Source organism: Streptomyces sp. NPDC020681 (assembly GCF_044334895.1).
Lineage (GTDB): Bacteria > Actinomycetota > Actinomycetes > Streptomycetales > Streptomycetaceae > Streptomyces.
Window position 1 is genome coordinate 262,689 of the sequence record NZ_JBIRTX010000008.1, and the last position, 13,472, is coordinate 276,160.

A 13,472-nucleotide genomic window follows, 5' to 3' on the forward strand; every position below is an offset into this window, starting at 1 on the left:
TCAGACCGGTCAGGACGCGGTATCCGTAAGCAGGCCATCGGACGCTCCGGCGACCCAAATGATCTACCGCGTCAAGGAAATGTTAAAGATTAGGTAAGGTAACGAAGTGTCGCCTGCCGGAGGAACGATCCGGCATGTACGCGCGACGCGAGGGGAAGGATCGGCCACTGACTGTCCACGAGCTCAACGAACTCCTGCTCATCTGCTCGCTCGTCCTGCTCATCGCCGTCGCGGCGGTCCGCATCTCGTCCCGCAGCGGCCTCCCCAGCCTGCTGCTGTACCTCGGGATCGGCATCGCGATCGGCCAGGACGGCATCTTCGGCGTCACGTTCGACAACGCCGCACTCACGCAGGTGATCGGCTATGCCGCACTGGTGGTGATCCTGGCCGAAGGTGGCCTGGGCACCAAGTGGAAGGAGATCAAACCCGCGTTGCCCGCGGCGGTCATGCTGTCGACCGTCGGCATCGCGGTGAGCGTGGGCATCACGGCGGCCGGAGCGCACTATCTGGTCGGCCTGGAGTGGCGGCAGGCGCTGATCATCGGCGCAGTGGTGTCCTCGACGGACGCCGCGGCGGTCTTCTCCGTACTGCGCAAGGTGCCGCTGCCGTCCCGGGTGACCGGTGTGCTGGAGGCCGAGTCGGGCTTCAACGACGCTCCCGTGGTGATCCTGGTGATCGCCTTCTCGACGGCCGGGCCGATCGACGACTGGTACGTACTGGTCGGGAAGATCACGCTGGAGCTGGCGATCGGCGCGGGCATCGGCCTGGCGGTGGGCTGGCTGGGCGCGTTCGGACTACGGCATGTGGCGCTGCCCGCCTCGGGTCTGTATCCGATCGCCGTGATGGCCATCGCGGTGGTCGCGTACGCGGCCGGCGCCATGGCGCACGGCAGTGGCTTCCTCGCCGTCTATCTGGCCTCGATGGTGCTCGGGAACTCCCGGCTGCCGCACGCGCCCGCCAACCGCGGCTTCGCCGAGGGCCTCGGCTGGATCGCACAGATCGGCATGTTCGTCCTGCTCGGCCTGCTGGTGACCCCGCACGAGCTGGTCGACGACTTCTGGCCCGCGGTGGTCGTGGGCCTGGTTCTGACGATGGTGGCGCGGCCGGTGCAGGTGACGGTCAGCCTGCTGCCGTTCAGCATCCCGTTCCGCGAACAGGTGCTGATGTCCTGGGCCGGGCTGCGCGGCGCCGTGCCCATCATCATCGCCACCATCCCGCTGGTCTCCGACATCGAGGGCAGCGACCGCATCTTCAACGTCGTCTTCGTGCTGGTCGTCGTCTACACCCTGGTGCAGGGGCCGACCCTGCCGTGGCTGGCGAAGGCCCTGCACCTCGGCGACGCTTCGGAGGCCGCCGACCTGGGCATCGAGTCGGCGCCGCTGGAGCGGCTGCGCGGGCATCTGCTGTCGGTGGAGATCCCCGAGGGGTCGAAGATGCACGGCGTGGAGGTCGCGGAGCTGCGGATGCCGGCGGGGGCCGCGGTCACGCTGGTCGTACGCGACGGGAAGAGCTTCGTGCCGCTGCCGACGACGGTGCTGCGGTGGGGCGACGAGCTGCTGGTGGTGGCGACGGATCCGGTGCGGGACGCGGCGGAGCGGCGGCTGCGGGCGGTCGGGCAGGGCGGAAAGCTGGCGGACTGGCTGGGGCCGGAGGGCCGGACGCGGGGCTGAGGGCCGGCCCGGGGTGCGGACGTCGGGTGCGGGCGCCGGGCTGACCGGATGACGTACGTCCGGTTAATCACAGGCGGACATCCGAGTACGTGACCCTTTTCGCAGGCACAACCCCACAATCCCCTGTATCGTGAAGGCACACTTGATCGAACCAACTCTGCCTGACGCAGAGCTGGCGCGACCGTATGGCGGCCGAGACTCTCCTCGCAGCAGAGCACCGGTATCTACCGCAGTTCAGCGCAAGAGGACAGCTCTCGGCAGCTCCCGCACACCCAAGGGAGCGCTACCAGGCAGCAGAAAGGCAAGGACCGTGGCATCCACGGTCACTACCGACAAGCGCCCCGGATACGGGCAGCTGCTGCGCACACCCGGCGCCTGGACCTTCCTGCTCCCGGGCTTCGCCGCCCGGCAGCCCTTCGCGATGCTGACCATCGGCATCGTCCTTCTGGTGCAGCACACCACCGGTTCGTACGGCAGCGCCGGAGTCGTCGCCGCCGTCACCGGTGTATCCATGGCGCTGTTCGCCCCGCAGAGCGGCAAGCTGGCGGACCGCTTCGGACAGCGCGCCGTCCTGCTGCCCGGCGTGCTGGTGCACACCGCGTCCGTCTCCGCGCTCACCGCCCTCGCGCTGGCGGACGCGCCCCTGTGGGCGCTGTTCATCGCCGCCGTGCCGACCGGCGCCTCCGTGCCGCAGATCGGACCGATGGTGCGCGCCCGCTGGGCCGCCAAGCTGGAGGGCTCGCCGCTGATGTCGACCGCGGCGGCCTTCGAATCCGTCACCGACGAGTTCACCTTCGTCGTCGGACCGGTCCTCGCCACCGCTCTGTGCACCGGCGTCCACCCGGCGGCCGGACTGATCGCCGAGGCGGGACTGACGCTGGCGGGCGGTCTGTTCTTCGCCGCCCAGCGCCGTACGCAGCCGGCCGTACGCCGCACCACGGCCGCCGCCGGACCGCACACATCCGCGCTGTCCATTCCTGGCGTCCGCGTGCTGGCCGTCGCCTTCCTCGGCATCGGCTCGGTCTTCGGCGGAATGCAGGTTTCGCTGACCGCCTTCTCAGAGGAGATCGGCAATCCCGGTGCGAACGGTCTGCTGTACGGGATCTTCGCCGCCGGCAACATGCTGGCGGGCATCGCCTGCGGCGCCATCGCCTGGAAGAGCGGGCCGCGACGGCGGCTGGTGCTCGGCTACGCCGGGCTGACGATCGCCGCCTCCTTGCTGTGGTCGGTGCACTCGGTGCCGCTGCTCGCCGGACTCGGCCTGCTGGTCGGCCTCTGCATCGCTCCGGCCCTGATCAGCGGCTACACGCTGGTCGAGTCGCTGGTGCCCGCCGGCGCCCGCACCGAGGCCTTCACCTGGCTGACGGGCGCGGTGGCGCTCGGCCAGGCGGCGGCCGTGACAGTGGCCGGACGGCTGGCCGACGCGAACGGCGCGAGCGCCGGATTCCTGGTCCCTCTGGTGGGCACGGTTCTGGCCCTGGCGACGCTGCTCGCGCTGCGCTCGCGGCTCTCCGCGCGGGCGTCCGGGATGGCGTCCGGGCGGATCGCGGCGCGTGGGATGGGTCACCGAGTGCCGGTGACGGTGGACTGATCCAGCGGAATACGTCACTATGGACCGTCGTTAGCACTCATTGAGTGAGAGTGCCAGGAGGAAGACAAGTGCCGACCTACCAGTACCAGTGCACCGAATGCGGCGAGGGCCTCGAGGCGGTGCAGAAGTTCACCGATGACGCTCTGACCGTGTGCCCGAACTGCGACGGACGCCTCAAGAAGGTGTTCTCCGCGGTTGGCATTGTCTTCAAGGGCTCCGGCTTCTACCGCAACGACAGCCGCGGCTCGTCGTCGAGCAGCGCGCCTGCGTCGACGTCGTCGTCCACGGCGGCGAAGTCCTCGGACTCGAAGTCGTCGGACTCGAAGTCGAAGTCGTCGTCGGACTCCAAGGCTTCCGCGCCGGCGTCCTCGACGAGCAGCTCGAGCGGCAGCTCGGCCGCCTGACAGGCGCTTTTGACAGCTTTCCGGGACCCCGCCGTTTCGCACGGCGGGGTCCTCGGCGTTTTCGCGTACGGATACTGTGACCGCCATGGCGACCAACGCGACGAACGCGCTTGCAGAGATCGGTGTGATCGGCGGCTCGGGCTTCTACTCCTTCCTGGAGGACGTGACCGAGGTACCGGTGGAGACCCCGTACGGCAGCCCCAGCGACTCGCTGTTCCTCGGCGAGATCGCCGGGCGACGGGTCGCCTTCCTGCCACGGCACGGACGCGGTCACCATCTGCCGCCGAACCGCATCAACTACCGCGCCAACCTCTGGGCGCTGCGCTCGGTGGGCGTACGCCAGGTGCTGGGACCGTGCGCGGTCGGCGGACTGCAGCCGCAGTACGGGCCGGGGACGCTGCTCGTGCCGGATCAGTTCGTGGACCGCACGCAGGGACGTGTGCAGACCTTCTACGACGGATATCCGCTGCCGGACGGGTCCGTGCCGAACGTGGTGCATGTGTCGACGGCCGATCCGTACTGCCCCGAGGGACGCAAGGCAGCCCTGGCGGCGGCCCGCGGGCAGGACTGGGAGCCCGTGGACGGCGGGGCGCTGGTCGTGGTCGAGGGGCCGCGCTTCTCCACCCGCGCCGAGTCGGTGTGGTACCGGTCGATGGGCTGGTCGGTGATCGGCATGACCGGTCACCCGGAAGCGGTCCTGGCGCGTGAACTGGCGCTCTGCTACACGTCGATGACGCTGGTGACGGACTTGGACGCGGGCGCGGAGACGGGCGAGGGCGTCTCGCACGAAGAGGTGCTGAAGGTGTTCGCCGCGAATGTGGGCCGGCTGCGGGATGTGCTGTTCGACGCCGTGGCGGGGCTGCAGGCGGACGGCGAGCGGAAGTGCCTGTGCACGCGGGCGCTGGACGGCGTGGATACGGGGATCACGCTGCCGTAATCGCCCACGAGGGTGAGGCAGTTGTCCACAGCGCGGGGGCTGTCCACAGGCTTCAGCGGGATGAGCGCGGAGAGTGGATCGTGAGGAGTGGTTCGGGCCGGACGGTCCGAACCACTCCTCACGATCACGACAGGCGGTACGCGTCATGCCTCTCTCTCCAACTCCCCTTCCCCTGCCTGCTTTGACTCTTCCTCTGCCTGCTCTGCCTCCGCTGCCTCCTTCTCCGGCGCCGGAGCCGCTGGGTGTGCCCGAGTTCGCTCCGCTGCGGGTGCGCGGCGGAGCACATCGGCTGCGGCGGGCGATGCGGCGACGACGGCGCGCGCTGGCGGCCGCTCTCGCCATGGCGGCGGCGGCACTTGCGGCATCGGGCGCCCGTGGGGCGGACGGACCCGAGCTGGTGTCCGCGCCGGTACGTATCGCGGACGCGGCGACGGTTCGGCTGCTGCGCCCAGGAGACCGGGTGGATGTGGTCGCCACCGCCAACTCGGCTGCGCGCGTGGTGGCATCAGGAGTCCGGGTGGCCGAAGTTCCGCGAGGTCCTGCCACGGACGGCGGCGCGCTGGTGGTCCTGGCAGTTCCGCGCGCCACCGCGGCCGATCTGGCCGGGGCTGGTGCGGAGTCCCGATTGGCGGTGACCTTGTGCTGACCGGGACTTGGGGCCGCGCCCGTACTGACGTGCCGTCAAGTCGCCGATTCGCATGGACGGACTGGACAGCGCGGCCGGGCGTTGACGTAGGTTTCGGAACGTTTGGCTCCGTGTCCCGCACATGCGAAGAGAGGCTCAGCGGTGAGCGAGAAGAAGGTCAGCGTCCTGGACGGCTTCAAGGCTTTCCTGATGCGCGGCAATGTCATCGACCTGGCGGTCGCCGTCGTCATCGGCGCGGCGTTCACCCAAGTCGTGAACGCCGTGGTGAAGGGCGTGATCAACCCTGTGGTCGGCGCGTTCGGCACCAAGGAACTCGACTCCTACAGCTCCTGCCTCAAGGGCACCTGCAAGGTGGTGAACGGCGAGGTCGACGGAATCCAGATCCTGTGGGGCTCGGTGCTCGGCGCCACGCTCACCTTCCTGATCACCGCGGCCGTCGTCTACTTCCTGATGGTGCTGCCCATGGCCAAGTACCTGGCTCGGAAGGCGGCCCGGGACGCGGCGAAGGAAGGCGCGAAGGAAGTGGTCGAGCTGACCGAGCTCGAGGTCCTGAAGGAGATCCGCGACGCGGTAGTGGCACAGCGGGGCACGGGACACGACAGGGAGTAGCGGAAGACCGGGCTCAGAGGTGGTGGGGCGGCTTCTCGTCGAGGAAGCGCGCCAGATCGTCGGCGCTGTCCCCGCTGCCGCCCGGAGCCCGCTCGCCCCACCCACGGTCCGTATCGTCCGAGGACTGCTGGTCCAGCGGATCGTCGAAGATGAGCTTCGGCTTCGGGTTCTGCGGCCGGGGCTGCTTCGCATCTCGCGGTCCGGGGGCGGGGGCGGTGCTCATACGTCCAGGGTACGGCGATGTCGGCGCGCTGTGTCCCGCAAGCCGTCGTGCGCGTCCCGGCGCGCTGTGTCCCGCAAGCCGTCGTGCGCGTCCCGGGGCGCACCTGGCGGACCCTCTGGTGTGCTGGGGGCATGACGTCCTCTTCCGCCTCCACCACCGGCGACGGCAGGCCGCCGCTGCGTCCGATGACCGCCCGCAGCCGCGACGAGGCGCACCGTGCGGCCACGCCGCTGGAGCTGTTCTTCGATCTGTGTTTCGTCGTCGCGGTCGCCCAGGCAGGCATGCAGCTGGTGCATGCCGTGGCCGAGGACCACGCGGCGACCGGCGTGGTCGACTTCGCCATGGTGTTCTTCGCCATCTGGTGGGCCTGGATGAACTTCACCTGGTTCGCCTCGGCGTACGACACCGACGACGTGCCGTACCGCGTCGTGACGCTGATCCAGATCGCGGGCGTGCTGATCCTCGCCGCCGGTGTCCCGCGCGCCTTCCAGGACCACGACTTCGGCGTCGTCTTTCTCGGCTATTTCGTGATGCGGGTCGCGCTCGTCACGCAGTGGCTGCGGGCGGCCAGATCGACACAGGGCGCCGAGCGGGCGACGGCCCTGAGGTACGCCGCCGGGGTCGCGATCTGCCAGGTCGGCTGGCTGGGGCTGCTGTTCCTGCCCGAGGACGTGCGCCCGTGGGTCTTCCTGGTGATGGCGATCGCCGAGATGGCCGTGCCGCTGATCGCCGAGCGCTCGATGGCCACCAGCTGGCACGCGCACCACATCGCCGAGCGGTACGGACTGTTCACCATCATCGTGCTCGGCGAGACGATCCTGGCCGCCACGGTCGCCATGCAGTCGGCGATCGACGAGTCCGACGAGCTCACGAAGCTGATCCCGATCGCCGCGGGCGGACTGCTGATCGTCTTCGCCGCCTGGTGGATCTACTTCGCGGTGCCGGCCCACGACCGGCTCGTCGGCAACAGGGAGGCGTTCCTCTGGGGTTACGGCCACTATCTGATCTATGCGTCGGGTGCGGCGATCGGCGCGGGCCTCGAAGTGGCGGTCGAGCAGGCCGTCGACGAGGCGCACATCTCCACCACGGCGGCCTCCGCCGCCGTGACCGTGCCGGCCGCGCTGTTCCTGATGACCGTGTGGCTGCTGCACTCGCGCCACTTCAAGCACGGCATGGCCCAGCAGCTGACGCTGCCGGTATCGGCTCTGGCGATCCTCGGCTGCACGTTCGCCGGTGGGTACGCGGTCCTGCTCGCCGGTCTTGTCGCGGCGGCGACGGTCGCGGTCGGCGTGACGCTCGCGAACCGGCCTCAGAAGCCGCAGCCGGCGTGATACGCAGGTGACATGACCAAGAACGACGCTCTCACGGACGTGACCGGGCTGCGGGTCGGCCATGCTCGGGTGCCCGGCGACCGCGCGCTCAGCGGCACCACCGTCGTCCTCGCACCGGAGGGCGGAGCGATCGCGGCCGTGGATGTACGGGGCGGAGGGCCCGGCACCCGTGAGACCGACGCGCTCGACCCGCGCAATCTCGTCCAGCGGATCGAGGCCGTCGTCCTGACCGGCGGCAGTGCGTACGGCCTGGACTCGGCCGCGGGCGTCATGGCGTGGCTGGAGGAGCAGGGTCGCGGCGTGCCGGTGGGCGGCCCGGGCAGGGTCGTGCCCGTGGTGCCAGCGGCTTGTGTCTTCGACCTGGGCCGGGGCGGCGACTGGACCGCCAGGCCGGATGCGTGCACCGGGCGGGCGGCGGTCGAGGAGGCGGCCGCCGCCGGGCTCGGGGCTCCGGTCGGGGCCGGTGACGTGGGCGCGGGCACCGGCGCGGTGGTCGGCGGCCTCAAGGGCGGCGTCGGCACGGCGAGCAAGGTCCTCGAATCAGGGGTCACCGTGGCCGCGCTGGTGGTGGCGAACGCGGCGGGTTCGGCGGTCGATCCGCTGACGGGCGTGCTGTACGGGAAGTACTTCGAGGGGCCCGTCCAGTACCCGGCCACCGAGGTCCATGCCGCGGCGCTGCAACGGCTGGAGGAGACGCGCAGGGCGAGCGGTCCGCCGCCGCTGAACACCACGCTCGCCGTCGTCGCCACCGACGCCGGACTCACCCGCGCACAGGCGCAGAAGCTCGCGGGCACGGCGCACGACGGGATCGCCCGCGCCGTGCGCCCGGTGCATCTCCTCAACGACGGGGACACCGTCTTCGCGCTCGCCACCGGCGGCGTGCCGCTGGACGCCGCGAATCCGCTCGCGCTCAACGAGGTGCTGGCGGCGGGCGCGGACGTGGTGACACGGGCCATCGTGAAGGCGGTGCTCGCGGCCGGCGGCGTCGACGGGGCGGGCGGGGTGTTCCCGTCGTACCGGGAGCTGTACGACATCGACTGACCTACAGGACAAGACGGTTGGGGAGTACGGAGGGTCGAGTGCGGGGAACTTCACACGGGGCCCCTTCGTTTTTCCGAACCCCGGACACGTTGTCAGACCCAGGGGCTACGTTTAGCAATCACCAAGTGACTTGCGGCGACGGCCTGGAGACCCACCTTGAACGATCCGTACGAGACACCCGAGACGCACCTCGAGCGACTCCTGGGTCGGGCGCTCAACTCTTTCGATCTGCCCGACACCACGGTCGAGAGACTCGAATCGGCGCTGGCTCACGCGAGTTCGCTGCACTCCTCGCACCACAGCGCGGCCCTGGACCGCGCGACGTACCGCCACGCGTATCTGCTCAGTGACGGCAGTTCGCTCGTCCTGTGGGAGCTGGTGCACAGCACCGGCAAGGACGGCGCCAAGCAGCACGAGCTGTACGCCGAGGAGTCGGAGGTCCGGCTCGCCGCCTCCCGGCTGCCCGCAGGTTTCCCGGGCTTCGCCGCGCCCGACCCCGCCGGGCCGGGCGCCGACGTGCTCAGCGAGGCCGACCTGGAGGCGGATCTCGACGCCGATCTGGAGCTCCTCGCGGGCCTGATGGCCGCGCCGCCCGCCCCGCTCCCCCGGATGTACGTGCCGGACAACTCCGCGGACCACGCGCGCCGTGTGCTGCGCCGCGCGGAGAACGGCGACCGGCCGGGCGAGGAGACGGCCCAGCTGCTGCGTGCCGCGTTCGCGCACCACATCACGCAGGTCTTCGGCCGCCAGTACCGGGTGGACGGCAAGGACGCGGGCTTCACGCTGTACGAGCACGCGTTCCTGCTGCTCGACGGCACGGAGACCAGCCTGTGGGAGGTGGAGCACACGGCCACTCCGGACGGCCGCCACATGTGCGAGGTGTACGGCGCGGAGCACACCGCGCGCGAAGCGATGGAGCTCCGCGCGCGGGTGCGCTGACCGCTTCTCTTCGAGTTCTCTTCGAGACGCTTCGAGGCGCTTCTGGGCGCTCGGGCCGCTCAGGCCGCGGCGAGCACCTTCGGCTCCTGCTCGGCGCCGGCCGGGACCTGCTCCGGCTGCGCCTTGCGTGCGCCCTTGAGCAGTACGACCAGCGCGGTGCTGACCAGCGTGCCGGCCACGATCGCGAGGAGATAGAGGAACGGGTTGCCGATCAGCGGCACCACGAAGATGCCGCCGTGCGGGGCGCGCAGCGTGCAGTCGAAGGCCATCGACAGAGCACCGGTGACCGCACCGCCCGCCATCGCCGCCGGAATCACCCGGAGCGGGTCGGCCGCGGCGAACGGGATCGCGCCCTCGGTGATGAACGAGGCGCCGAGAACCCAGGCAGCCTTGCCGTTCTCGCGCTCGGTCTTCGTGAACAGCCGCTTGCGTACAACGGTGGCCAGCGCCATCGCCAGCGGCGGGACCATGCCGGCGGCCATCACCGCGGCCATGACCTTGAGCGAGCCGTCGTTCGGGTTGGCGAGTCCGCCGACCGCGAAGGTGTACGCGACCTTGTTGAGCGGGCCGCCGAGGTCGAAGCACATCATCAGGCCGAGGACGATGCCGAGGATCACCGCGTTGGCTCCGGAGAGGCCGGCCAGCCAGTCGGTGAGTGCCTTCTGGAGCTCGGCGATCGGCTTTCCGACGACCAGGAACATCAGGAAACCGACGACCGCCGATGAGATCAGCGGGATCACGACCACCGGCATGATGCCGCGAAGTGGCTTGGGCACCTTGAGGCGTTGGATCGCCATGACGGTGGCGCCGGCGAGGAGACCGGCGATCAGGCCGCCGAGGAATCCGGCGTTGATCGTGAGCGCGATCGCGCCGCCGACGAAGCCCGGGACGAGACCTGGGCGGTCGGCCATTCCGTAGGCGATGTACCCGGCGAGCACCGGCACCAGGAAGCTGAAGGCCAGCCCGCCGACCTGGAAGAGAAGCGCGGCCCAGCTGGTGTGGTCGGCCCAGACGAAGTGCTCGGCGACGGACTTGGCGTCGGAGATCTCGTAGCCGCCGATGGCGAAGCCGAGGGCGATGAGGAGACCGCCGGCGGCGACGAACGGGACCATGTAACTGACGCCGGACATCAGCCACTTGCGGAGCCGGGTGCCGTAGCCGTCCCCGGGGTCACCGGCCGCGTCGGCGGGCGCGGCGGCCTTGGCCGTCGAAGTGACCTCACCGCGCTCGGCCTTGCCGCGCACCTCGTCGATGAGCGCGGCGGGCCGGTTGATCCCGGCCTTGACGCCGACATCGACGGTCGGCTTCCCGGCGAACCGGGCCTTGTCCCTGACGGGCACGTCATGAGCGAAGATCACGCCGTCGGCGGCGTCGATCTCGGCAGGGTCGAGCCGGGTGAACCCGGCGGAGCCCTGGGTCTCGACGGCGATGTGGATGCCTTGGGCTTCGGCTGCCTTTTCGAGGGACTCGGCGGCCATATAGGTATGGGCGATACCGGTGGGGCAGGAGGTGACGGCCACGATCCTGAAGGGGCCGTCACCTTCAGCACCGGCGGCGGCATCAGCGTCGGCGAGGCCGACGCCCTGCACGCCGTCCGCCGAAGCAGCCGGACCGTTCTCGGACCCGCCCTCGCCGTCAACTGCCGCACGGGACGCGGGCACTGCGCCGGCAGCGGCCCCGGCGTCGACACCGCGCGAAGCCGCCGCGGCCCCTCCGCCTGCGGCCCCCGGCAAGACGCCCGCGCCCGGCGAAGCCGAGGCTTCCGTGTCGGTGGAGCTGACAACCGGCTGCGCCGAGGTCGCCGGGTCCTCGCCCCGCAGCAGGGACGCCGCCGCGCCCGCGTCCTGCGTCGTGCGCAGCGCCGTCGTGAACTCCGTGTCCATCAGGCGGCGCGCAAGGGACGACAGGATGGTCAGGTGGGCGTCGTCCGCGCCCGTGGGCGCGGCTATCAGGAAGATCAGGTCCGCCGGGCCGTCCGGAGCGCCGAAGTCGATGCCCCGGGAGGAGCGGCCGAAGGCGAGCGTCGGCTCCACTACATGTTCGCTGCGGCAGTGCGGGATGCCGATGCCGCCGTCCAGGCCCGTCGGCATCTGGGCCTCGCGGGCCGCCACGTCCGCGAGGAAGCCCTCGATGTCGGTGACGCGGCCGAGGGCCGTCATCCGTTCGGCCAGCGACCTGGCCGCCGCCTCCTTGGTCGTCGCGGCCAGGTCGAGGTCGACCAGGTCCGCGGTGATCATGTCGCTCATCGCGGGCTCCCTTGCTCGGTGAGTGCTCGGTCCAGTGGGATGTCCGTCGTCACGGTGACGGCGGACACGTCGAGGTCCGCGGGTGTCGGCATCACGCTGCCCGGCAGCTGTACCGCCGCCGCGCCGTGTGCGACCGCCGCGGTCAGCGCGTCCGGGCCGTCGCCGCCGGCCGCGAGGAAGCCGGCCAGTGACGCGTCTCCCGCGCCGACGTTGCTGCGGAGGGTGGAAACGGCCGCGGTGCCGAACCAGGTGCCGGTGGACGAGACCAGCAACTGGCCGTCCGCGCCCAGGCTCGCCAGTACCGCATGCGCGCCCAGCTCCCGTACCTCCTCCGCCGCCTTGACCGCGTCGCCGACCGTGGCGAGCGGGCGGCCGACGGCGGCGGCGAGTTCGTCGGCGTTCGGCTTGACGACATCGGGCCCGGAGCGCAGGGCGGCGAGCAGTGACGGGCCCGAGGTGTCGAGGGCGACCCGGGCCCCGGCCTGGTGCGCCCGTGTCACCAACTCGGCGTACCACTCGGGTGCGAGGCCCCTCGGCAGGCTGCCGCAGCAGGCGATCCAGGCCGCGGACGCGGAGTGCTCCCGGACGGTGGACAGCAGCAACTCCGATTCCGCGGCGGTCAGTTCGGGGCCGGGTGCGTTGATCTTCGTCAGCGTGCCGTCGGGCTCGGCGAGCGCGATGTTGGAGCGTGTCGCGCCCGCCACCGGCACTGGCGCGACCTCGATGCCCTGGCCTGCGAGCAGCTGCTCGACCAGCGCGCCGGGCGCGCCGCCGAGCGGCATGACGGCCACGGTGCGGTGACCGGCGGCCGCGACGGCCCGCGAGACGTTGACGCCCTTGCCGCCGGGATCCATCCGTTCGGCCGAGGCGCGCAGAACCTCGCCGCGGTCCAGCGCCGGGACCTCGTACGTACGGTCCAGCGATGGGTTCGGGGTGACGGTGAGGATCATGCGCGTACGACTTCCGTTCCGGCGGACTCGATCGCCGCGGCGTCCTTCGGGGCGAGCCCGCTGTCGGTGATGAGCAGGTCGACTTCGGCGAGGTCGCCGAAGCGGGCGAAGTGCTCCTCGCCGTGCTTGGCGGAGTCGGCGAGCAGCACCACGCGCCGCGCGGCGGAGACGATCGCGCGTTTGACGGCGGCCTCGGCGAGGTCGGGCGTGGTGAGTCCGTGTTCGGCGGAGAAGCCGTTGGCGCCGAGGAAGACGACATCGGCGCGGATCTCTCCGTACGCCCGCAGCGCCCAGGCGTCGACCGCCGCGCGCGTCCGGTGCCGGACCCGTCCGCCCACCAGGTGGAGGTCGATGCCGGGATGGTCGGCGAGGCGGGCCGCGACGGGCAGGGCATGCGTGACGACTGTGAGCGCGCACTCGAGCGGGAACGCCGCGGCGAGACGGGAGACCGTGGACCCGGCGTCGAGGATCACGCTGCCGTCCGCGGGCAGTTCGGCGAGGGCGGCGCGCGCGATGCGGTCCTTCTCGTCGGCCGCGGTGGATTCGCGTTCGGAGAGGTCGGGCTCGAGCCGGCCGGCCGGGATGGCCCCGCCGTGCACCCGGCGGACGAGTCCGGCCCGGTCCAGGGCCTTGAGGTCGCGCCGGATCGTCTCGGCGGTGACCTGGAACTCCTCGGCGAGCGACAGGACATCGACGCGGCCGCCGTCGCGGGCGAGCCGCAGGATCTCCTGCTGGCGTTCCGGTGCGTACATGTGGTTTTACATCCGTTCCATGCCCGAACCTGTGGTTTCGGTTGCAGGCTACGCCCGGATTTCCGGAAAGTAAACACATCCGGGCATGGAACAGACACAAGTGGGCCGGACGCAGAGAGGCCCGGCCCGGGAA

The 13,472-nt window shown here is 70.9% G+C and carries 13 protein-coding genes; 9 read left to right on the top strand and 4 right to left on the bottom strand.

Annotated features, from left to right (window positions below):
- Positions 1–134: 134 nt before the first annotated feature.
- The 6 genes from ACH4YL_RS21310 to ACH4YL_RS21335 all read left to right on the top strand — a co-directional run bounded on the left by ACH4YL_RS21310 (position 135) and on the right by ACH4YL_RS21335 (position 5,857).
- On the top strand, positions 135–1,670 hold the full coding sequence (locus ACH4YL_RS21310) for a potassium/proton antiporter (RefSeq protein WP_398508951.1): 1,536 nt from the start codon (positions 135–137) through the stop codon (positions 1,668–1,670).
- 310 nt (positions 1,671–1,980) lie between these two features.
- Positions 1,981–3,261, top strand: coding sequence for an MFS transporter (locus ACH4YL_RS21315; RefSeq protein WP_398508952.1), 1,281 nt, complete (start codon positions 1,981–1,983; stop codon positions 3,259–3,261).
- A gap of 68 nt (positions 3,262–3,329) precedes the next feature.
- Positions 3,330–3,665 (top strand): FmdB family zinc ribbon protein, encoded by a 336-nt coding sequence (locus ACH4YL_RS21320; protein WP_398508953.1) that lies wholly within the window; start codon positions 3,330–3,332, stop codon positions 3,663–3,665.
- A gap of 85 nt (positions 3,666–3,750) precedes the next feature.
- A complete protein-coding gene (locus ACH4YL_RS21325; RefSeq protein WP_398508954.1) occupies positions 3,751–4,602 on the top strand; it encodes an S-methyl-5'-thioadenosine phosphorylase in 852 nt (283 codons plus the stop codon).
- Positions 4,603–4,747: 145 nt separating this feature from the next.
- Complete coding sequence (locus tag ACH4YL_RS21330) at positions 4,748–5,248, top strand: hypothetical protein (protein WP_398508955.1); 501 nt, start codon at positions 4,748–4,750, stop codon at positions 5,246–5,248.
- 141 nt (positions 5,249–5,389) lie between these two features.
- On the top strand, positions 5,390–5,857 hold the full coding sequence (locus tag ACH4YL_RS21335) for an MscL family protein (RefSeq protein ID WP_398508956.1): 468 nt from the start codon (positions 5,390–5,392) through the stop codon (positions 5,855–5,857).
- A 13-nt stretch (positions 5,858–5,870) separates the two neighbouring features.
- On the opposite strand, the gene ACH4YL_RS21340 is transcribed toward ACH4YL_RS21335, so the two are convergent.
- Positions 5,871–6,080 (bottom strand): hypothetical protein, encoded by a 210-nt coding sequence (locus tag ACH4YL_RS21340; protein WP_398508957.1) that lies wholly within the window; start codon positions 6,078–6,080, stop codon positions 5,871–5,873.
- A gap of 131 nt (positions 6,081–6,211) precedes the next feature.
- Here ACH4YL_RS21340 and ACH4YL_RS21345 point away from each other — a divergent pair, with 131 nt between their 5' ends.
- The 3 genes from ACH4YL_RS21345 to ACH4YL_RS21355 all read left to right on the top strand — a co-directional run bounded on the left by ACH4YL_RS21345 (position 6,212) and on the right by ACH4YL_RS21355 (position 9,391).
- Positions 6,212–7,411: a low temperature requirement protein A gene (locus ACH4YL_RS21345; protein WP_398508958.1), complete on the top strand. Its 1,200-nt coding sequence runs from the start codon at positions 6,212–6,214 to the stop codon at positions 7,409–7,411.
- Between the two features lie 12 nt (positions 7,412–7,423).
- Positions 7,424–8,452 carry a P1 family peptidase gene (locus ACH4YL_RS21350; RefSeq protein ID WP_398508959.1) on the top strand — a complete coding sequence of 343 codons (1,029 nt, stop codon included), beginning with the start codon at positions 7,424–7,426 and terminating at the stop codon, positions 8,450–8,452.
- Between the two features lie 156 nt (positions 8,453–8,608).
- Positions 8,609–9,391: a DUF6227 family protein gene (locus tag ACH4YL_RS21355; protein ID WP_398508960.1), complete on the top strand. Its 783-nt coding sequence runs from the start codon at positions 8,609–8,611 to the stop codon at positions 9,389–9,391.
- A 59-nt stretch (positions 9,392–9,450) separates the two neighbouring features.
- Here ACH4YL_RS21355 and ACH4YL_RS21360 read toward each other — a convergent pair whose 3' ends face one another.
- The 3 genes from ACH4YL_RS21360 to ACH4YL_RS21370 are packed head-to-tail and all read right to left on the bottom strand — an operon-like array spanning position 9,451 to position 13,339.
- On the bottom strand, positions 9,451–11,637 hold the full coding sequence (locus ACH4YL_RS21360; protein WP_398508961.1) for a fructose-specific PTS transporter subunit EIIC: 2,187 nt from the start codon (positions 11,635–11,637) through the stop codon (positions 9,451–9,453).
- Entirely contained in the window at positions 11,634–12,587 is a 954-nt protein-coding gene (gene pfkB, locus ACH4YL_RS21365; RefSeq protein WP_398508962.1) for a 1-phosphofructokinase, read from the bottom strand. Before pfkB ends, ACH4YL_RS21360 begins: the two co-directional genes overlap by 4 nt.
- On the bottom strand, positions 12,584–13,339 hold the full coding sequence (locus tag ACH4YL_RS21370) for a DeoR/GlpR family DNA-binding transcription regulator (RefSeq protein WP_398508963.1): 756 nt from the start codon (positions 13,337–13,339) through the stop codon (positions 12,584–12,586). Before ACH4YL_RS21370 ends, pfkB begins: the two co-directional genes overlap by 4 nt.
- Positions 13,340–13,472: the final 133 nt, after the last annotated feature.